Consider the following 20,393-nt stretch of genomic DNA (forward strand, 5'->3'; position numbering starts at 1 on the left):
GGGGTTCTCCTGGATGAAGGGATGAGGAAAGAGAAGGGGGTGGGGCGTGCCGGGCCGAGGGCCCGGCACGCCGTAGGGAGTCGTGGCGCACGCTCGCCGTAGGGAGTCGTGGCGCACGCTCGCGGAGTCAGGAGGTGCGCGCGCCGCTACTCGATCGGCACCGGCGGCTCGTCCACCGTCGCCAGCTGTGTGATCTCCGCGTCGGACAGCACGCCCGCGTAGACGCGCAGGTCGTCGAGGCGGCCGGGCAGCGGGTTGCCCCATTCGCCGTTGTCGTGGCGGCGCGAACCGCCGACCATCAGCGGCCCGGCGGGCTGGTAGGTGTCCTCGCTGAGCACACCGTCCTCGTCGCCCTGCCGCTGCCCGGAGACGTACAGCTTGATGGAGCTGTTCACCGAGTCGAAGACGGCGACGACGTGCACCCAGCCGCCGGGCGCGTTGACCTCGTCGGAGGTGACCGTCGCGGCCGGGCCGAGCAGGACGTCCGTCTCGTACCGCCCGAAGTTCCAGTCGCCGACGCTCTGGCCCTCCGGCTGCCGGTACCAGAGGCGGAAGGAGTTCCGTTCGGCGCCCGGGTGGGAGAAGACGGTCGGCGAGTGGGCGATGGTGAGGTTCTCCAGCCGCGACTGGGCGGCCAGGTCGACCCAGCCGGCCAGGGTGTAGCTGCCGGACTCGTCCAGGGGCACGGGCGAGGTGGCCCGCGAGTACCGGGCGGCGTCGAGCTCCAGGACACTGCCGTGCGCGGGGTCGTCGGTCGTGGCGAAGGCCGCGCCCTGTTCGAGGGTGAGGCCGTGGCCCCGGCCGGTGGCGTCGGCCGCGACGGTGCCGGAGGTCTCGTCGAAGCCCCAGTTGGCGAGCAGCGCCGGCTGGGTCTGCCCGGTGGCCGGGTTCTCGGCGTTGGCGATCGCGCCCATCTCGTTGTCGAAGACCACCCGGTTCCAGACCTGGATGTGGTCGAGGTCGCCCTCGAACCACGACGAGTACCGGCCGCCCGCCTTCATCCGGCCGACCTCGAAGGTGCCCTTGGCCGCCCACGGCGTGGTGAACTCGGTGGCCGCCTGGAGCTGTCCGTTGACGTAGAGCCGGATCTGCTTCTTGTTGTGGTCGTAGACGCCCATGACATGGGTCCACGCGCCCACCACCGGCGGCTTCTCGGACTGGGCGCGCACGATCGTCGGCTCGTCGGCGTCGGTGGCGTAGCGGTTGAAGACCCAGCGGTCCAGCGACTGCGAGAAGTACAGCTGGAAGGCGCCCGCGCGGGTGCCGCTCTGGGTGGCCACGGTGGAGATGTGGTCCTTGGAGGTCAGCCGTACCCAGCCGCCGACGGCGAAGCTGTTGGTGGTGTCGAGCACGGTGGACGCGGTGACACCGCCCTGTCCGCCGACGCCCGTGGTGCGCAGCGCGCCGCCGAGGCGTGCCTTGTCCGTCCAGGTCGTCGACGTCAGGGTGAGCGTGCGGTTGTTGCCGGAGGAGTCCGCGGCGGTCGTCCCGGCGCCGTCGTCGAACTTCCAGCTCGCGACCGGGTCGGAGCCCTTGGCCACCCGGAACTGGTAGTCGGCGTGCGGGCTGGCGTTGCCCGCCCCGTCGTACGTCTGCACGCGCAGGGTGTTGGTGAGCCGCTTGTCGGGCGCGGCCTCGATCTCGTACGCGGGGGTGTTGGTGGCGAAGGACTTGCTGCCGAGCTTCACGCCGTTGAGCCACCAGTCGTAGCGGCGTACGTCGCCCGCGCCGCCCTCGACCTTGAAGCCGGCGGTCATGCCGACGCTGCCCTGCTCCGGGTCGGCGGCGTCACAACTGGTGCCCGCGCACTCCTTGTAGACGGTCGAGGAGACCTTCGGCAGGACCGGGCCCTTGGAGTCCACCGTGAAGTGGCAGTAGCCCGACCACGGCCCGTAGAGGGAGTGGGTGTCGCCCTTCCAGGTGTACTTGTACTCGGTGCGGGCCCGGAACTTGTACGTGACCTTCTCGTCCAGGGTCGCGGTGACGGAGGTGCCGGCCGTGCCGCTGTCCGTCCAGGTGGTCGGCCTCAGCGAGGTCGCCGTGGTCGCACTGCCCTTGTAGAGCTCGAAGTGGGGGCGCAGCGATGCGTTGGAGGCGTCGCTCGACGTGGGCGTCGCGGTCAGCCGGGGCGTGGCGTCCCGGATCTGCGCGGGTGCCGAGGAGGCCGAGCAGGCGATCTTCGGGTCGGACATCTTCACCGACGACGGCTTGGTGTCCGGCGGGGTGACGTAGGTGATGGACAGCCGGGGCTTGCGCGCGGCGGTGGCCTCCGGGTCCAGCGGCGACATGAACTGCTTCCAGGCGATCGGGTCGCCCTCGTCGGCCCGCAGCCCCAGCGTGGTCAGCGTGTCCTTGGCCTTGGCGGTGTGCGCGACGGCCGCGGTGGCGTCGAACTCGATGTCACCGTCCTTGCATTCCACGGAGTGCCCCTTGGCGGCGGAGACCGTGTCGACCTTCGCGTGCCACTTGAGCGACCGCTCCTGCGAGTTCCAGGTGGTGGACGAGGAGATCTGGCTGGTGCGGTACAGGTGGACGTCGCGCTTGTCGCAGTTGGCCGACCAGATCGCGTACGCCGTGAAGGTGGCGTCGAGGATCTTCTTGCCGGCCACCCTGCGGGTGTCGAACTGGAACAGCGAGCGGGACTTCTTGTTGTCCACGAACGCGTCGTAGCCCACGCCGAGGGCGTGTTTGGTCTTCCAGAAGCTGGTGCCCGGCGAGTCGGACCACAGCGCCGTCCAGCCCGTCAGGGTCGCCTTGACCGCGGGCGGGTCGATGACCACCGGGTAGGTGGTGTCCCGGTCGGTCAGGAAGTCCTGGTCGGGGACGACGGTCAGGGTGTCGTCGGTGACGGCCGTGTCCATGACGGCCGTACGGGAGGTGGCGTCGGCGCCGAGCACGTCGGCGACGGTCTCGGCGGATCCGGACGACGCTGCCGAGGGAACCGAGGATGAGCCCGAGCCCGAGGCCGACGCCGATGCCGATGACGAGGAAGCCGAAACCGTGCGAGCCGCGGCTGCCGAGGAGGCCGTGCCGGGCGCGGACTTCGTCCCGGCCGACGAGGCCTTCCGCGCCGGGGAGTCCGCCGACGGCTTCGCCTCGCTGCCCGCGTCCCACATCAGCGCCGAGCCGCTGGAGACGACCGCGTGCCCCGAGGCGTCCACGAACGAGGCGGTCCCGGAGGCGTCCGTGCGCACGGACAGCCCCTCGGTCTCGACGGGGAAACTCACCTTCCGCAGCGCCGGGTCGGCGGCGGCCTCACGGCTGTGGACCACCAGGTGGTACGTGAAACCGTCCGGATGGGCCTGCACGGCGAGGTCCACGTCCGGCAGCACCGACCGGTACACCGCCGACGAGCCGTCGACCTCCGGCTTCGGCAGCTCCCACGGGGCGGAGACCGCGTACTCCTTGCCCGCCAGCACCATTCGGGCGAGCGGTTCGCCGGTGCCGCCGCCGGAGAAACGGATGTCCTCGGCGGCGCGTGGCGCGAGGGAGCCGTCGGCCCGGGTGACGAGCGTCGTGTCGATGGCGGTCCACTCGCCGTCCTTGCGGACGCGTTCGGGCGAGGTCGTCATCTCGGCGGTGAAGGTGCCGTCGGGATGGGCGACGACCCTGCTGGTCGACGACGTCAACTCGTCGACGGTGACGGACTTTCCGGAGGCGACGGCCCGCTCGGAGGCGCGTGCCTCGGCCGTGGCGGCCGGCAGCTCGTCGTCCTCCCAGAAGTCCTTGCCCCGTGCCCCGTCGTCGGCCGTGCGGCCGGTGTTCCCCGTCCTCCCCGTGTCCTGGTCCGTGCCCGTCGCCTGCGCCGGAGCGGCTTGTAGCCCGCCGGCCAGCACGAGCACCGCGGACGCGACGGTCATCGCTCCGCGCATGGCTCGACTGCGACTGTGTGGTCGCACTCTTCCCCCTGCTTTTTATTTTTTGGTTATGCGTGGTCGAAGGGAGGTTAACCAGTGACGTTTTGTTGACCAAGTGGCGATCCGTGAGGCACTTCTCACACAGTGCGCACAGCGGCCTCACAAACCTACTCCTGACCCTCGTTCAAAAAACCTGAGTTAATCCGGGTAACACCCCAGGTCAGGGGCCAGATCCTCCAAGTAAGCGCATACCGACCGATCAGTTTGCAGAAAGCCTCGCGTTCAACCGAACCCACGAGTAGCGTTCACGCCCGCCCCCCTCCCTGCGGTCCGCACCCGGACCCGAGCCGCGCAAGGAGACCAAGGGATGACCGACCCGTTCTCGTCACCCCCGCACCGAACCCCACACCCGCCCCCGTACCCGCCGCACACCTCGTCCCCCTCGTACTCGTCCCCCTCGTACCAGACCTACCCCTGGGCCCCCCAGGAACCGGAACAGCAGCCGGTCCAGGGCGCCCCGCGCCACCCCTCCCTCGGCCACCACAGCGACCTGCGGGTGCTGCGCGGCGCCTACCGCTGGCAGCGACGGGTGGCGACACTGACGGCTCTCGGCTACTTCGTGCTGTTCCTCCTGCTGTCCGCGTTCGCCCCCTCGTTCATGACGAGCGAGGTCAGCGGCGGACTCTCCACGGGCCTGCTGCTCGGCCTCCTCCAGGTCCCGGTGACCTGCCTCGCCATCTGGCTCTACGAGCACACCGCACGCCTGCGCGTCGACCCGCTGGCCGACCGCATCCGCGAACTGGCGGCGGTCGACGCGAGGCGGGGGGCCGTCCGATGACCGCCACCACCGCTCTCACCACCGTCCCCACCGTCCCCACGCCCACGGCCCTCCCCTCGACCACGACCGCGGGCGGGCTCGCCGAGTTCAGCGGGTCGGCGCAGGCGATGTCGCTCGTCGGCTTCACGGCGATCGCCACCATCACGCTCCTCCTGTGCGTGATGACCGGCCCCGACCGGGACGACCTCGACGAGTTCTACACCGGCTACGGCTCGCTCTCCCCCATGCGCAACGGCCTCGCCATCGCCGGCGACTACATCTCGGCGGCGACGGTGCTGGGCACCGGCGGCGTGATCGCCCTCTTCGGCTACGACGGAGTCGTCCTCGCCCTGAGCACGGCGCTCTCCCTGATGCTGCTGATGTTCCTGCTGGCCGAACCCCTGCGCAACGCGGGCCGGTTCACCATGGGCGACGCGCTGGCCCGGCGGATGCCCGGCCGCTCCGTCCGCGTCGTCGCCTGCGTGGTCACCATCGCCGCGCTGATGCCGATGATGCTGGTCCAACTCGCGGGCACCGGGGACCTGCTGGCGTTCATCCTCGGCTTCTCCAGCGACAGTCTGAAGACCGGTGTCGTGGTGGTGGTCGGCGCGCTGATGATCGGCTACGCGGCGATCGGCGGGATGAAGGGCACCGCCCTCATCCAGATCCTCAAGATCGTGATGCTGCTCGGCTCGGGCGCGCTGATCGCCGTCCTGATCCTGCACAAGTTCGACTGGAACCCCGGCCTGTTGCTCGACGCGGCGGCCGAGAAGAGCGGTATCGGCACCGGCTACCTCCACTCCGGCCTGCAGTTCTCCAGCGGCCCGCACCCCGAACTCGACATGATCAGCGCCCAGTTGACGGTCGTCCTCGGCGGAGCCTGCCTCCCGCACGTCACCATGCGCATGTACACCGCGAACAGCACCCGCCAGGTCCGCCGCTCACTGTCCTGGGCGGTGCCCTCCGTGGCCTTCTTCGTCCTGATCATCTCGGTGATCGGATTCGGCGCGACGGCGCTGATCGGCCGCGAGGTGATCGCGGCGGCCGACCCCCAGGGCAACACGGCCTACCTACTGGGGTCGATGGCGGCGTTCGGCGCGGAGGTGTCCACGGCGGAGACACTGCTCTTCACCACGGTCACGACAGCGGTCTTCCTGACACTGCTCGCCTCCGTGGCCGGCATGATCCTCGCCTGCGCCAACTCCCTCGCCCACGACGTCTTCGCGGCCCGCGCCGGCCGACCGCTCACGCCCCGCCGCGAGATGACCGTCGCCCGGCTCTCGGCGTGCGCGGTCGGCGTCACGGCGATCGTCCTGGCCACGATGGTCCAGCACCGCAACCTCCAGCCGCTGGTCACCCTCTCGTTCTGCCTGGGTGCCTCCGCCATCGCGCCCGCCCTCGTCTACGGACTCTTCTGGCGCCGCTACACCCGTACGGGGCTGATGTACACCCTCATCGGCGGCTCCCTCTCGGTCCTGGTCCTCATGACCGGCACCAACCTGGTCTCCGGCTCCCCCCACGCGGCCTTCCCCGGAGCCGACTTCAACTGGTTCCCCTTCACCACCACGGGCCTCGCCTCCATCCCCCTGGGCTTCGCCTTCGGCTGGCTGGGCACCACCCTCTCGGGCCGCCCCAAGGCGGAGGAACAACGCCGCCAGTACGAGGCGGTGGAGGGCTGGATCCTGGCAGGCGCGACACGAAGGGGCGACTGACACGAGGGCAGGGCTCTTGTCAGGGTCGGCCGGAACCCCGGCCGGCCCTGAAACCCCCGGGTGCCGAGCGCCCCTTCAGGGGCGCGGGGCTGTGTCGATGTGCGGCTCCGCCGCGTGGGCGCGAGAACCCCCACCCACCCGCGCCCGACAACGCACCCACCAAAGCCGCCCTCCCCGCCCTCCCCGCCCTACTCCGTCAGCGCCGACAGACTCTCCCGGATGCAATCCATGTGCGCCCGAACGTCGTCCCACCTCTCCCCGTGCTCCCGCAACACCCTCTCGGTCTCCCGGGCCACCCACTCCTCCCGCCGCCGAGCCTCCGCCAACGCCTCCGCGGCCCGCTCCTCCGCCTCTTCCCCCATCCGTGCCACATCGGCCTCCGCCTCGGCGAACCCCCGCTCGGCCTCGGCAAGCTCCGCCTCCGCGCGCGCGACCCGTTCGGCCAGCCCTTCGTCGAACGCGGCCTCCCGCTCGGCCACCTCCCGCTCGATCCCGGCCACCCGCTCGTCGTACTCCTTCTGGAGCTCCGCGAGCATCCCCTCCGCCCGCTCCCGCGTCTCCCGCAGCGCGGCCAACGCCTCGCCCCGCCCCTCCTTCACCCCACGCCGGGCCTCGATCCGCAGCTCGTCCGCCTCGGCCTGAGCCGCCAGCAGCACCTGCCGGGCCCGCTCCTCGGCCTCGTCCCGCACCTTGTCGGCGTACGCCTGCGCGGCCCCCCGCAGCCGCTGCCCCGCCTCCTCCGCGTCCGCGACGATCCGCCGGGCGTCCTCGCGCCCGCCCTCACGGACGGCCTCGGCCTCCGCGACACCGAGCTCGAAGAGTTCCCGCGCCCGCCCGCCGAGCGCCTCGTACGTCTGCGGGGCGAGCCCGGCGACCGTCTCGCGCAGCTCGTCGAGGTCCGCGCCCATCTCCCGGGCCAGCACGGTCAGCCGGGCGGCCCGCTCCCAGGCGGCGTCACGGTCCCGGGAGAGGGCCGCCGCGTGGGCGTCGACCTCCTCGGGACGGTAGCCACGCCGTACGACGTCGAACTCGAAGTCATGGGGTGCCGTCGGTGCGCTGCTCATGCTGGGCCCTCTCCGCCGGACGCACACGAAATGATGATTTCGCGCCACATCTTGATGGATCGGACCAAAGGGTTCATAACGCGACACTCCGTGCGAGGTCACGGGAGCGGACGGCCAGACACCCCCAGGGCCCCGCCCCCGACACCCCCAGGGCCCCGCCCCCGACACGCGCGAGGGCCCGGCCCGGATCACCTACGTGTCCGGGCCGGGCCCTCGTGTCCTTCGGATGGCGGGCGGCCGACGCGGAACTCAGCCGCGACGGGTCACAGCAACCCGTCCCACATCTCCTCCAGCAGCACCGACCACCAGCTCTCCGGCGACGCGAGCGCCGCCGGGTCGAGGGCCACGAGCTGCGCCTGGAAGTCGACGGTCCACCGGCCCGCCTGCTCCTGATTGAGACCGAACCGCAGCCGCCACATCCGCCCGAGCAGGGCCAGACAGCGCGCGAACTCGGGCAGACCCGTGTTCACGAACTGCGGCGGTACGGGCGCACCACCCGGCCCCGCCTCCACCGGTACGGCCACGATGTTCGCCGTGCCGTACTGCACACAGAGCGCCTTGCCGAAGTCGCTGCCCATGACGAGGTACGAGCCCGCGTCGGCCGCCGGCTGCACCCCCCGCTCCTGCGCCAGCTCCGCCAGCGTCGGCACCGGACGCCCCGGCTGGGCCTGCGCCCAGAAGAAGGGCCCCATGTCCACCGGCAGACCGGCGACGACCAGGGTGTGCGCCACGATCGGCGGAACGCCCTGCCGCGAGACCGCCTGCTGGTCGAACCGGAACACCCCCGGCCCGAACGCCGCCGCCAGCTCCTGCCCGATCACCTCCGGCGGGACCGGCGGCGCCGGCTGCACCGGCGGCAACGGCGCCCGCACCGGCGCGGGCCGCGCGGGACCGTCCGCGACCTGGTGCAACTCGCCCTGGTGAGCGAGGAGTTGGGCCATACCCTGCTGCCGGCTCGCATGGTCCTTGCCGTACGGGGCGATGGAGGTGATGCGCGCGTTCGGCCACTGCTCACGGATCATCCGCGCGCAGTACGCCCCGGGCAGCTCGCACGACTCCAGCTCGGTGTGCAGCTCCAGCACGGCCTCCGGCGGGATGTTCATCCCGCGCAGCTCGTGGAAGATCTGCCACTCCGGGTGCGGCGTGCCCGGCGCCGAACGCCGGATCACCTGCTGCTCGGACCCGTCCGGCGCCCGGAAGCGCAGGACGGCCTGATAGCCGGGGCCCACGGTCGGCTGCCCGGCGGGCGGCTGCGGATAGCCATACGCGGGCGGGGCGCCCATCGGCGGCCCCGGCTGACCGGGAACCGGCTGTCCGGGCATCCCGTGGGGAGCACCCGGCGGCATCCCGGGCGGACCGGGCGGCTGCGGGGCCCCGGGCGCACCGGGCGCCGGCCCGGCCAGCATCGTCTCGGCGTGGTGCACGGGACCGGGGGCACCCGGCGGCATCCCCGGAGCCCCGGGGGCACCCGGACCGCCCACGGCGGGCCCGGCCAGCATCGTCGCCGCATGGTGCACACCACCGGCGGGCGTACCACCGGGCGGATTCGGCGCACCAGGAGCACCAGGCGCACCCGGAGCGTGCGGAGCGCCCGGCTGGCCCGGAGCCCCAGGGGGCCCCGGCGGCAGCGGCGCACCCGGACCGCCCACGGCGGGCCCGGCCAGCATCGTCGCCGCATGGTGCACACCACCGGCGGGCGTACCACCGGGCGGATTCGGCGCACCCGGAGCACCGGGAGCCCCCGGGCCCCCCGGACCGTCCGGCCCGAGGGAGGAGACCAGTTGGGTCGGCACGTACCCGCCCGCCGGGGTGCCCGGAACACCGGGACCGGACTGCGGCGCAGGCGTGGCGCCCGGACGCGCACCCGGCGTCCCCGGGGTCCCGGGCGGGGCCGGAGGCGGCGGCGCACCGGCCGCACCGCCCCGGCGCGGCGGCGGCGCGGCCTTGCTGGTGGCGGCGTCGGCGATGTCACCGGCGTGGGGCGCGAGCGAGGGCCCCGGAGGCGGCGTACCTGGCCCCTGCGGCCCACCCGGACCCTGCGGACCGGGTCCCTGGGGGGCGCCGGGCCCCTGCGGATAGCCGTACGACTGCGGCGCGCCCGGCGGCGGGGTCCCCGGGCCGGACGGAGGCTGCTGCGACGGCTGCGCGGGGCCGCCCGGTGCACCCTGGTCGGCACCGGGGCCACCGAGGGCCGGCGCCACCGTCGTACGCGGGAGCTGGCTGCCGCCGGAGATCAGCGCCGTCCTGGCCTCCGGCAGCGCGCTGGGCGGCGGGGCGTCGTCCGTGTCACCGACCTCGGACAGCTGGGCCGCGAACACGGTGTCCGGCAGCGGCACCGAACGGTCGTCCTCGGCCTCGGCGTTGGTGTCCGTACCGGCCCACGGGGTCGCCCCGGCGGGCACCGCGTCGTGCGGATCGGCGTCCCTCGGCGGCACCGCGTCCCGCACCTCGTCGTCCGCCGACGCCGCGGCCGGCCACGGCGTCGCGTCGGCGGGCGCGTCGGGCGCCCCACGGCCGGCCGAGGGCGACCGGCCGACCGGCCCCGCCATCGTCTCGGGCAGCGAACCACCGCTCCCGGACACCCCGTTGGCACCCGGGGCACCGGAAGAACCACCCGTACCCGAACCGGAATCGACGGCACCCGCGGCGGCGGCCGCAGGACGCGACCCGCCACCATCGGACGCACCCGCACCCGCACCGGAACCGGCCGTGGAGCCGCCCCCCGAACCCGCACCCGCACCGGGGCGGTGGTCCGGAATCCCCATCCGGTCCGCCGCGTCCTGCAACCACTCCGGCGGAGTCAGCAGGAACGACGTCTGGTTCAGGTCCACCCGGGCCGCAGGCGCCGGCGCGGCGGCCGGAGCGGCCTCCGTACGGCCGTACTCCTCCTCGAACCGGCGGATCACCTCACCCACCGGCAGCGAGGGCCACAGCGTGGCCTCCCCACTGTCCCGGGCGATCACCAGCCGCTGCGCGCCACCGTCGGAACGCGGGCCGTCCGCCCGGTCCTCCGCCCACACCACGAACCCGAGCTCGAACTCCCGCACCCGCACCTCACGGTGCTGATAGCCCGGCAGATCACCGTTGATCCACTCCTCGGCGCGCTCCTGCGCCTGAGCGAACGTCACCATCGAAAACTCACTCCCCCGCGACCGGCACGGCACGCGCGAAGCCACCGTCCACCATCAGGTTGGCCACCGTCTCCAGTTCCGGCGGATTGCCCGCCAGCCGGGACAGGAACACGTCGAAGTCCTCACCGGCGGGGAGCAGCAACCGCTCCACCCGCGCGGCCGGCGACCACGACGGATCGACGTCACGGGCATCGTCGTACGCGCAGAACCAGACCGACCCGATCCGGTCGCCCTTCACCTTCACCGCGAGGATCCCGCCCTGCGCGAACGCCACGGCCAGATAGTCCTTGGTGAGATGGTCCCGCAGACACTTGTTCACGTACACCAGGTCGTTGACCGCGGCCTCGTCCCGCACCGTGAAGAACGGCTGGTCCACCAGCAGCCCCAACTCCGCGTCCAGCGCCGCCCCCACGGGAGCGCAACCGCCCGCCGCCTTCAGGAACGACCGGTACGCGCCCGGCAACCGGTACCCGAGATCCTCCTCGACGCCCTGCACCTGCGTCTCGGTCACCGCCACCGCCGACGACTTCGGCAGCCCGAAGTGCGCGGGCCGGGTCTCCTGCAACGGCCGCGTACCACGCTTGTGCTGGTCGACGCGGGCCGTCGCGATACCACCGTGGTGCCGCAGCAGCGCCTTCACCTCGACCGGCACCAGCTCCAGCCGGCGGCCACCCGGCGCGTGATGCCACGTCCAGCCGTGCGGCGTCGCCACCGGCGGGATCGTGTCCCACAGTTCGTGCCCGGACGCCGCCAGCGCCGCGTTCGCGGACACATAGTCCGTCAACCGCAGCTCGTCCACGCCGAAGCCCTCCGGGGGATCGGCGATCTCCGCCGCGGCACGCGCGTAGGGAGAGAAGTCCGGATAGCCGTGCGCGTCAACACGGACACCCCTCGGGTGACGCGCCGCCCGGACCGGATCCGGAAACTGCACGACCTGCCCGGCGTAGGCCGCGTTCGGCGGCGCGGCTTGCTGCCCGAGCCGACCTGTCGTCATGGCGGTAGCCCCCTGCGGCGTTCTGTGAGACCTGTTCTGGCTGGGTTGTTGCTGTGTCGCACTGCTCTCCGACAGCAGAAAAAGCCCTGGTACGGCCTGTTCTGTCCGCCCTCGATCACAAGACCGAACGGATCGCGGCTGTCGACAGCCTAAGCGGTACGGCGACACCGGTCATCGGGCCTCCGCTTCCGTGACCAGCCGTCACACCACCCTCACGCAACGCCGAAGACCGGGCGTGTCGTACTGCCCCAGCTTCCGCACCGGCCACACCGTTTGGCACTCTGTGTCCCCTGGCGGGGGATGCAATAGGAGGGGATCACGATCATGAGCGCGACGCAGGCGGGACCATCGGGCGACCCCCGCATCGGCTGGAGCACCGCGGAACAGCCGCACGCCCCCGTCCTCCTCCACCGCCGCGACGGCATCCTGCCGACCGTGGCCGCCGCCCTCTCCGTACGCGGCGAGACCCTCACCGGCACCGCCGCCCGCGGCGACCACGCGCCGCCCCTGCACCCCCTGGTCCAGGAGTTCCTCGACTCCCTCGCCACCGACCGGCGTGACCGCTTCACCGGCCGCTGCGCCGAGGCCATCCTCATCTCCCGCCACATCACCGGCGCCGACGCGGCCCGCAGCAAGCGCGCCGCCCGCAGACCCATGTCCAACGGCGAGGCCCGCAAGGCCCTCAAGCAGGCCAAGCTCACCACCCGCCACATCCGCGAGGACGGCGACCCCCTGCACGGCGCGTTCGCCACGCCCTGCCGCTCCTGCGCGGCCCTCAGCGCCCACTTCGGCGTCCGCATCGTGGACCCGACCCAGGAGCCCTAGGAACCCGGCACCGCGAAGATCGCGTCAGAACACACGACCAGGGCGCGAAACCACGAAACCCAGCCACGAACGACCGCCCCCGACGCACCCCCACGAACCACCGACGAACAAAGGGCAGATGCACACAGACCGCACCTCCACCACGCGCTTCTCCGTCCCCGTCGACGCCGCCCTGCGCGCCGCCGGATGGCAGCCCGGCCGCTGGGACATAAAGCAGGCCGAGATCTGGGCCGACACCCTGCGCGAGCACACCTCCCCCGCCGGCCACCGCCACGCGGTCTTCCCGGCCGCGGTCGAGGCCTGGGCCGAGTTCGGCGGCCTCCGCCTCACCGCCCAGGGACCCGGCCGCCGGCTCGCCCCCGCCGACCTGCACCTCGACCCGCTGCACGGCCTCCACATGGCCCGCACGCTCGGCGACCTCGGCCGCGCCCTCGACACCGAGGTCTGCCCCCTCGGCCACGAGACCGCCACCCGCGCCCTCGTCGCCATCGACACCGAGGGCCGCACCTACGCCCTCGACCACACCGGCGACTGGTACCTGGGCCCCACCATCGACACAGCCCTCACCACCCTCCTCACCGGCACGACCCCCACCCGCCTGACAGCGAGCTGAGCCCATATCCAACTGCGGGCAGTCGTGCCGCCGGGGCGATGAGGGCACCTGCCGCTCGAGCGAAGCCGAGAGTGGGGAGGGTGGGGAGGGTGGGCGCAGCGGCACCTCATAACCGCCGAGCTGCGGCACCCAGCCCCGCCCCACCAGAGCCGCCTGGCGCCCTGAATACCCCGGGCGCCCACAACCCCCGGCACCCAGCTCAGCCCACTCCCTACGCCGCCGGAATCACCGCAGACACCCGAAACCCCCCGGCATCCGTGGGCCCGGACACGAACACACCCCCCAGCTCGGCCACCCGCTCCTTCATCCCGAGCAACCCGTTCCCCCCACTGGGCAACCGCGCGGCCCCCGCCGCCCCCGGCTCCGGCGGCGGCCCGTTCTCCACCTGCATCGCGATCTCCGCCGCCCGATGCGCCAGCCGCACCCGCGTCTTCGCCCCCGCCGCGTGCTTGTGGACGTTCGTCAACGCCTCCTGCACCACCCGGTACGCCGTCTGCTCGACCTCCGCCGCATACACCCGCACCTCCCCCTCCACCGCCAACTCGACGACCATCCCCGCAGCCGCCGACTGCCCCACCAGCACCTCAAGCTCCGCCAGACAGGGCCCCTCCGCCGCCTCGCTCTCGGCCCGCGAAGCCGCCGCCGCGGCAGCCGCCCCCACCGCCGCCAAAGGCACCGGCGCGGGCGCCGCCCCGGACGCGGACGCCGACCCCGGCCGCATCCGCGCCATCGACGAGAACCCCTCCCCCGACCGCAACACCCCGAGCATCTCCCGCAACTCGGTCAACGCCTGCCGCCCCATGTCCCCCACCAGCGCCGCGTTCCGCACGGCCTTCTCCGGATCCTTCCGCGCCACCGCCTGGAGAGCGGCCGCGTGCACGACCATCAACGACACCCGGTGCGCGACCACGTCGTGCATCTCCCGCGCGATCCGGGTCCGCTCCTCCCCCCGAGCCCACTCGGCCCGCTCCTCCGCGCGCTCCGCGAGCAGCTGCAACTCCCGCTCCAGCGAATCCGCCCGCTCCCGCAGACTCTCCATCAACCGCCGCCGCGCCCCGACGTACAGCCCCAGCAGCACCGGCGGCGCGGTCAGCCCGATCGCCATCGTCGACGCGAGGAACACGGCGAACGCGTCCCCGCCGCCGACCGCCCCGTCCCCCTGCAGATTGCTCCGGGTCGCCTCGACGAACCACACGATGAACACACCCGCGAACGCCATCCCCGACAACGCCCCGATGATCCGCCTCGGCGCCTCCGACGCCGCCAGCGTGTACAGCCCGACGAGCCCCATCAGATAGCCCATCTGGGCGGGCGCCACGGCGATGAAGACCAGCACGACGGCGACGGGCCACATCCGCCGCACCAGCAGCACGGAGCCGGCGAGCGCGCCGAACAGCACGCCGACGGCCTCCGGCAGGGCCGCGTCAAGGGCGAACTCGACACCCTCGATCGAACACTCGACCGCCGACACCAGCGCCAGCCCGCCGTCGAGGACCGCGCTCCGCCACCGGTCCCACCACCACGGTCCGGCCCCGTCCCCCGTCCCGGCCGCGGTGTGGTCTTCCCCCGTCGTGGTCATACACCCAAGCCTACGTTCGAGCGCCCCCGCTTTTCCGGCGAGTTTCCCGTAGTGGCCCACACCACGCCCCACCTTCGAACAGAAGCGAAACCACCCACTTTCCCTCGAACTGCTGAATCGCCCGCCGTTCGACCCCGGAACCCCTCATTCCGCCCGGACGGTATGCCCATGGCACATCCACACAGCAAGTACGCCGACTTCGAGGGCCTGCGAGAGCAGGCTGTCGCCCTGCGACGGGCAGGCCGCAGCCTGCGGCAGATCAGAGACGAACTCGGCGTTCGTAACAGCGAAACACTTCAGCGACTTGTCGAAGGCGAACCGCCGCCAGAATGGACGAAGCGCCCCAACGCCAAGGACGACCTCCGCGACAAGGCACGAGAGCTCCGGCGACAGGGCTGGACGTACAACCAGATCCAGGCCGAGCTGGGTTGCTCGAAGAGCTCGGTGTCACTCTGGGTGCGCGACCTGCCGACACCGGAGCCTCGCCGCACGCCCGAGGAGCAGCGGGCACAGATGAACGCCGGGCTCACTCGGCTGCGAGCGGAACAGGACCGCGAGCGCCAGGCCGTCAAGCAGACTGCGGCAGCAGCGGTCGGTGGGCTCTCGGACCGTGAGCTCTTCCTTGTGGGTGTCGGCCTCTACTGGGCCGAGGGCTCCAAGGACAAGCCCTACCGGCGCACCGAGGTCCTGCAATTCATCAACAGCGATCCGAACATGATCAGAGTCTTCCTGCGCTGGCTGGCGCTCCTCGACGTGACATCAGACCGCTTGACCCTGCGAGTCAGCATCCACGAGTCCGCAGACGTTGAGGCCGCGGAGAAATATTGGGCCGGCATCGTCGGCGTCGACGTGTCCGCACTGAGCAAGGCCACACTCAAGAAGCACAACCCACGCACAGCCCGAAAGAACACGGGCGAGACCTATCATGGCTGCCTGACCATCTACGTCCGACAGAGCGCCGATCTATACCGTCGCATGGAAGGCGCCTGGTACGGCATAGTAGAAGGCGCCACTCGGCAGCCCGACTAAATGTCCGGTTTGGTCGAGAATGATCCCCTGTGGTGTAATTGGCAGCACTGTGGCTTTTGGTGCCATATGTCCGGGTTCGAGTCCTGGCGGGGGAGCCAAGCCAAGTTCGGGTCCTGACCCAAGCACCACGGTCAGGACCCGCTCACATTTCCCCCTCACAACGCCCCGGTATCCTGCGGATGTCAACCCCCACCGCACCCACAGCCGAAGGGCATCCCCGTGAGCGCAACCCGCCCGGCAGCCGTCGTCGTACTCGCAGCGGGTGAGGGCACCCGTATGAAGTCGGCCACACCCAAGGTTCTGCACAGCATCTGTGGCCGCTCCCTGGTCGGCCACGTCCTCGCCGCCGCGCGCGAGCTGGACCCCGAGAACCTGGTCGTCGTCGTGGGGCACGCCCGCGAGAAGGTCACCGCGCACCTCACCGAGGTCGACCCCGGCGTACGCACGGCCGTCCAGGCGGAGCAGAACGGCACGGGGCACGCCGTACGGATGGGCCTGGAGGAGCTGGGCGGCGTCGTCGACGGCACCGTGGTCGTCGTCTGCGGCGACACCCCGCTGCTGACCGGCGCCACCCTGCGCGCCCTCGCCGCCACCCACTCCGCCGACGGCAACGCGGTGACCGTGCTGACCGCCGAGGTCCCGGACGCCACCGGTTACGGCCGCATCGTGCGGGACGGCGCCTCCGGTGCCGTCACGGCCATCGTGGAGCACAAGGACGCCACCGAGTCGCAGCGCGCGATCCGTGAGATCAACTCCGGGGTGTTCGCGTTCGACGGCCAGCTGCTCGCGGACGCCCTCGGGAAGGTGAGGACGGACAACAGCCAGGGCGAGGAGTACCTGACCGACGTCCTCGGGATCCTGCGCGAGGCCGGGCACCGCGTCGGCGCCTCGGTCGCCGGTGACCACCGGGAGATCGCCGGGATCAACAACCGTGTGCAGCTCTCCGAGGCCCGCCGCATCCTGAACGACCGGCTGCTCACCGAGGCCATGCTCGCCGGGGTGACCGTGATCGACCCCGCCACGACCTGGGTGGACGTGACGGTGACGTTCGAGCAGGACTCGGTCGTCCACCCCGGCACCCAGCTCCTGGGGGCCACACACGTCGCCGAGGGCGCGGAGGTGGGCCCGAACAGCCGGCTGAAGGACACCACGGTCGGGGCGGGCGCGCGCGTGGACAACACGGTGGCGGACGGTGCCGAGGTCGGCCCGCAGGCGACCGTGGGGCCGTACGCGTACTTGCGGCCCGGTACCCGCCTCGGGCTGAAGTCGAAGATCGGCACGTATGTCGAGACCAAGAACGCGACCATCGGTGAGGGGACGAAGGTCCCGCATCTCTCGTACGTCGGTGACGCGACCATCGGTGAGTACTCGAACATCGGCGCGGCGAGCGTGTTCGTGAACTACGACGGTGAGAACAAGCACCACACGACTGTCGGGTCGCACTGCAAGACGGGCTCGGACAACATGTTTGTGGCGCCTGTCACGGTCGGGGACGGTGCGTACACCGCCGCCGGGTCCGTGATCACGAAGGATGTGCCGCCCGGTTCGCTGGCCGTGGCCCGTGGCCAGCAGCGGAATATCGAGGGTTGGGTGGCGCGTAAGCGGCCGGGGAGCGCATCGGCGAAGGCTGCCGAGGCGGCGTCCCGGGAGGGCGAAACCGAAAGCTGACTGGAAACAGGTGCGCCAAGGACGTCGTACCGTGATACATGCACACCCGCACCCCAGCTGGCGGGCGGCTTCCGCGCGCCTGGCTGAGAACCTCTGAGGAGACAGTGCTGTGACCGGGATCAAGACGACCGGCGAGAAGAAGATGATGTTCTTCTCCGGCCGCGCCCACCCCGAGCTTGCCGAGGAGATCGCCCAGCAGCTGGGTGTCGGGGTCGTCCCGACGAAGGCCTTCGACTTCGCCAACGGCGAGATCTATGTCCGCTACCAGGAGTCGGCGCGAGGTGCGGACTGCTTCCTGATCCAGAGCCACACGGCTCCGATCAACAAGTGGGTCATGGAGCAGTTGATCATGATCGACGCGCTGAAGCGTGCCTCCGCCCGCTCGATCACCGTCATCGTGCCGTTCTACGGTTACGCGCGGCAGGACAAGAAGCACCGTGGTCGTGAACCGATCTCGGCGCGTCTGATCGCGGATCTGATGAAGACGGCGGGTGCGGACCGGATTCTGGCCGTGGATCTGCACACGGACCAGATCCAGGGGTTCTTCGACGGGCCTGTGGACCACCTGTTCGCGTTGCCGTTGCTCGCGGACTACGTGGGCGCGAAGGTGGACCGGGACAAGCTGACGGTGGTCTCGCCGGACGCGGGTCGGGTGCGGGTGGCGGACCGTTGGTGCGACCGTCTGGGTGCGCCGCTGGCCATCGTGCACAAGCGGCGTGACAAGGACGTGGCGAACCAGGTGACCGTCCATGAGGTCGTGGGTGAGGTCAAGGGTCGTGTGTGTGTCCTGGTGGACGACATGATCGACACCGGTGGCACCATCTGCGCGGCGGCGGACGCGTTGTTCGCGCACGGTGCGGAGGACGTCATCGTGACGGCGACGCACGGTGTGCTGTCGGGTCCGGCCGCCGATCGGTTGAAGAACTCGAAGGTGAGTGAGTTCGTGTTCACCAACTCGCTGCCGACGCCGAGCGAGTTGGAGCTGGACAAGATCACGGTGCTGTCGATCGCGCCGACGATCGCGAGCGCGGTGCGTGAGGTGTTCGAGGACGGTTCGGTGACGAGCCTGTTCGACGAGCAGTGACGGTCTTCGTCTAGATCGATTTCTTGTACGGCCTTCCCGCTGCGTAAGCTGTCACAGTTGCTCGGCGAGGGAGGCCGTACCTGTGGGTGCGGCGGTCCGTTATCGACGCGCTCTTCGTAGCAGGCCGATGGTTTGGCCGGGTGACCACGTTTCCCCAGTTCTCTACGAGGAGTGATCATGTCCGAGGTGAAGCTCACCGCGTCGACGCGTACCGAGTTCGGCAAGGGCGCCGCCCGCCGTATCCGCCGTGACTCCAAGGTTCCCGGTGTTCTCTACGGTCACGGTTCCGACCCGCTGCACCTGACCCTGCCGGGTCACGACCTGCTGCTCGCGCTGCGTACGCCGAACGTCCTGATCTCGCTGGACATCGACGGCAAGACCAGCGAGCTGGCGATCCCGAAGTCCGTGCAGCGTGACCCGATCAAGGGTTTCCTGGAGCACGTCGACCTGCTGCTCGTGAAGAAGGGCGAGAAGGTCAACGTCGAGATCCCCGTGCACACCGAGGGTGAGCTGGCGGCGGGTGGCAACCTGCTGGAGCACGTGCTGAACGCGCTGCCGGTCGAGGCCGAGGCCACGCACATCCCCGAGTCCGTCACGGTCTCCGTCGAGGGCCTGGAGGCCGGCGCGTCCGTCCTCGCGAAGGACATCACCCTGCCGAAGGGCACCACGCTGGCCGTCGACGGCGACGCCGTCGTCCTGCAGGTTCTGGCCGCGCAGGCGGAGGAGCCGTCGGAGGAGGCCGCCGAGGGCGACGAGGCTGCGGAGGCCTGAGCCCCGGCTCCGTCATCGGTTCGTCAGCCGCTGCTTCCCTTCGGGGGGCGGCGGCTGGCGCGTATTCAAGGAGAGATGGACGTGACGACCGATCCGAGTGCCCCCTGGCTGATCGCCGGGCTGGGCAATCCCGGGCCCGAGTACGCGGCGAACCGGCACAACGTGGGGTTCATGGTGGCCGATCTGCTGGCCGAGCGGATCGGGGGGAGGTTCAAGCGGGCCGGGAAGGCGCAGGCGCAGGTCGTCGAGGGGCGGATCGGGCCCCCGGGGCCGGGGAACCGTCGGGTGATCCTGGCGAAGCCGATGTCGTACATGAACCTGTCGGGCGGTCCGGTGACCGCGTTGCGGGATTTCTACAAGGTGCCGGTGGCGAACATCGTCGCGATCCATGACGAGTTGGACATCGACTACGGCACGCTGCGGCTGAAGCTCGGCGGAGGTGACAACGGTCACAACGGGCTGAAGTCGATGACGACGGCGATGGGGTCGGACTACCACCGGGTGCGGTTCGGGATCGGTCGTCCGCCGGGTCGGATGCAGGTCGCGGACTTCGTGTTGAAGGACTTCTCCGCCGCGGAGCGCAAGGAGTTGGACTATTTCGTGGACCGGGCGGCGGACGCGGTGGAGTGTCTGGTGATCGACGGGTTGGAGCGGGCGCAGGGGACGTACAACTCCTGACCGGTTCCGCACATATCCCGTTTCGTCCGTCATCGTGCGCTGGCCTGCGGGAGTTGACCGACCGCAGCGGCATGGCCAATGATCCCGGCCATGCCCGACAGGAAAGCCCCCGCGCACCGTTCGCGGCGCCGTGCGCGCCCGAGCGGCGGTGGCGCGTCCGCCGCGCTGCGGTACGGGCGGCTGGCGGCCATGGGTGTGACGGCGGTGGTGATCCTGATCGCCGGGGTGTGGGGGTCCTGGGGCTGCGCCCAGCACGTGATGCTGAGCAAGGGGCGCGAGCAGGGCACGCTGACCGTGTCCGAGTGCCGGGACGAGACCTGCTGGGGGCCGTACGAGCCGGTGTCCACGGGGTCGCGGGCCCGGGAGCGGGTCGAGATCGAGCGGTCCGTGGCGGTGGAGACGGGTCGGACGTACACCGTGGTCGTGAAGCCGGGCAGCAGCGATGTCGTACGGACGGGCCCGGCGGGCCTGCTGCATGCCTGGGTACCGCTGGGCGGGGCGCTGCTGCTGGCGGCGGTGGTCGTGGCGGGTGGCCTGCGGATGGTCCGGTCGGCGTGGGTGCTGGGCGGGT

General features: G+C 71.4%; 15 protein-coding genes and 1 tRNA gene. 11 read left to right on the forward strand and 5 right to left on the reverse strand.

Features of this window, described 5'->3' with window-relative positions:
* Positions 1–146 precede the first annotated feature (146 nt).
* A complete protein-coding gene (locus GWK25_RS37585) occupies positions 147–3,860 on the reverse strand; it encodes a LamG-like jellyroll fold domain-containing protein (protein ID WP_251829216.1) in 3,714 nt (1,237 codons plus the stop codon).
* 364 nt (positions 3,861–4,224) lie between these two features.
* Here GWK25_RS37585 and GWK25_RS37590 point away from each other — a divergent pair, with 364 nt between their 5' ends.
* Complete coding sequence (locus tag GWK25_RS37590; protein ID WP_215455931.1) at positions 4,225–4,695, forward strand: DUF485 domain-containing protein; 471 nt, start codon at positions 4,225–4,227, stop codon at positions 4,693–4,695.
* Between the two features lie 107 nt (positions 4,696–4,802).
* Positions 4,803–6,386 (forward strand): cation acetate symporter, encoded by a 1,584-nt coding sequence (locus GWK25_RS37595; RefSeq protein ID WP_215457870.1) that lies wholly within the window; start codon positions 4,803–4,805, stop codon positions 6,384–6,386.
* A 188-nt stretch (positions 6,387–6,574) separates the two neighbouring features.
* Here the strand turns inward: GWK25_RS37595 and GWK25_RS37600 are convergent, their stop codons facing one another.
* The 3 genes from GWK25_RS37600 to GWK25_RS37610 all read right to left on the reverse strand — a co-directional run bounded on the left by GWK25_RS37600 (position 6,575) and on the right by GWK25_RS37610 (position 11,575).
* Positions 6,575–7,450, reverse strand: coding sequence for a cellulose-binding protein (locus tag GWK25_RS37600; RefSeq protein WP_215455932.1), 876 nt, complete (start codon positions 7,448–7,450; stop codon positions 6,575–6,577).
* Between the two features lie 263 nt (positions 7,451–7,713).
* The gene (locus GWK25_RS37605) at positions 7,714–10,581 is read right to left on the reverse strand and encodes an SUKH-4 family immunity protein (protein WP_215455933.1); all 2,868 of its coding nucleotides are present in this window, start codon (positions 10,579–10,581) and stop codon (positions 7,714–7,716) included.
* 7 nt (positions 10,582–10,588) lie between these two features.
* Complete coding sequence (locus GWK25_RS37610; protein ID WP_215455934.1) at positions 10,589–11,575, reverse strand: SMI1/KNR4 family protein; 987 nt, start codon at positions 11,573–11,575, stop codon at positions 10,589–10,591.
* 324 nt (positions 11,576–11,899) lie between these two features.
* Between GWK25_RS37610 and GWK25_RS37615 the strand changes: the two genes are divergently transcribed.
* Together GWK25_RS37615 and GWK25_RS37620 are read left to right on the forward strand one after the other, a co-directional pair.
* Positions 11,900–12,400, forward strand: a complete 501-nt coding sequence (locus tag GWK25_RS37615) for a YwqJ-related putative deaminase (RefSeq protein WP_215455935.1) — start codon at positions 11,900–11,902, stop codon at positions 12,398–12,400.
* Between the two features lie 118 nt (positions 12,401–12,518).
* Positions 12,519–13,013 carry an SUKH-3 domain-containing protein gene (locus GWK25_RS37620; RefSeq protein ID WP_184893163.1) on the forward strand — a complete coding sequence of 165 codons (495 nt, stop codon included), beginning with the start codon at positions 12,519–12,521 and terminating at the stop codon, positions 13,011–13,013.
* Between the two features lie 211 nt (positions 13,014–13,224).
* Here GWK25_RS37620 and GWK25_RS37625 read toward each other — a convergent pair whose 3' ends face one another.
* Positions 13,225–14,592 (reverse strand): sensor histidine kinase, encoded by a 1,368-nt coding sequence (locus GWK25_RS37625; protein WP_215455936.1) that lies wholly within the window; start codon positions 14,590–14,592, stop codon positions 13,225–13,227.
* Between the two features lie 168 nt (positions 14,593–14,760).
* On the opposite strand from GWK25_RS37625, the gene GWK25_RS37630 reads away from it, so the two are divergent.
* The 7 genes from GWK25_RS37630 to GWK25_RS37660 form a co-directional block, all read left to right on the forward strand.
* Positions 14,761–15,621 (forward strand): hypothetical protein, encoded by an 861-nt coding sequence (locus GWK25_RS37630; protein WP_215455937.1) that lies wholly within the window; start codon positions 14,761–14,763, stop codon positions 15,619–15,621.
* Positions 15,622–15,644: 23 nt separating this feature from the next.
* Positions 15,645–15,719: transfer RNA gene (locus GWK25_RS37635), tRNA-Gln, on the forward strand.
* Positions 15,720–15,840: 121 nt separating this feature from the next.
* A complete protein-coding gene (gene glmU, locus GWK25_RS37640; RefSeq protein WP_215455938.1) occupies positions 15,841–17,289 on the forward strand; it encodes a bifunctional UDP-N-acetylglucosamine diphosphorylase/glucosamine-1-phosphate N-acetyltransferase GlmU in 1,449 nt (482 codons plus the stop codon).
* A 109-nt stretch (positions 17,290–17,398) separates the two neighbouring features.
* Positions 17,399–18,373 carry a ribose-phosphate diphosphokinase gene (locus GWK25_RS37645; protein WP_059079911.1) on the forward strand — a complete coding sequence of 325 codons (975 nt, stop codon included), beginning with the start codon at positions 17,399–17,401 and terminating at the stop codon, positions 18,371–18,373.
* 177 nt (positions 18,374–18,550) lie between these two features.
* Positions 18,551–19,144 carry a 50S ribosomal protein L25/general stress protein Ctc gene (locus tag GWK25_RS37650; protein WP_215455939.1) on the forward strand — a complete coding sequence of 198 codons (594 nt, stop codon included), beginning with the start codon at positions 18,551–18,553 and terminating at the stop codon, positions 19,142–19,144.
* A 75-nt stretch (positions 19,145–19,219) separates the two neighbouring features.
* Complete coding sequence (pth, locus tag GWK25_RS37655) at positions 19,220–19,822, forward strand: aminoacyl-tRNA hydrolase (protein WP_215455940.1); 603 nt, start codon at positions 19,220–19,222, stop codon at positions 19,820–19,822.
* A 78-nt stretch (positions 19,823–19,900) separates the two neighbouring features.
* A partial coding sequence (locus GWK25_RS37660; protein WP_215455941.1) for a hypothetical protein occupies positions 19,901–20,393 on the forward strand: 493 nt, incomplete at its 3' end.

Origin of the sequence: Streptomyces sp. ATCC 21386 (assembly GCF_018728545.1) — a bacterium.
Taxonomy (GTDB): Bacteria; Actinomycetota; Actinomycetes; order Streptomycetales; family Streptomycetaceae; genus Streptomyces.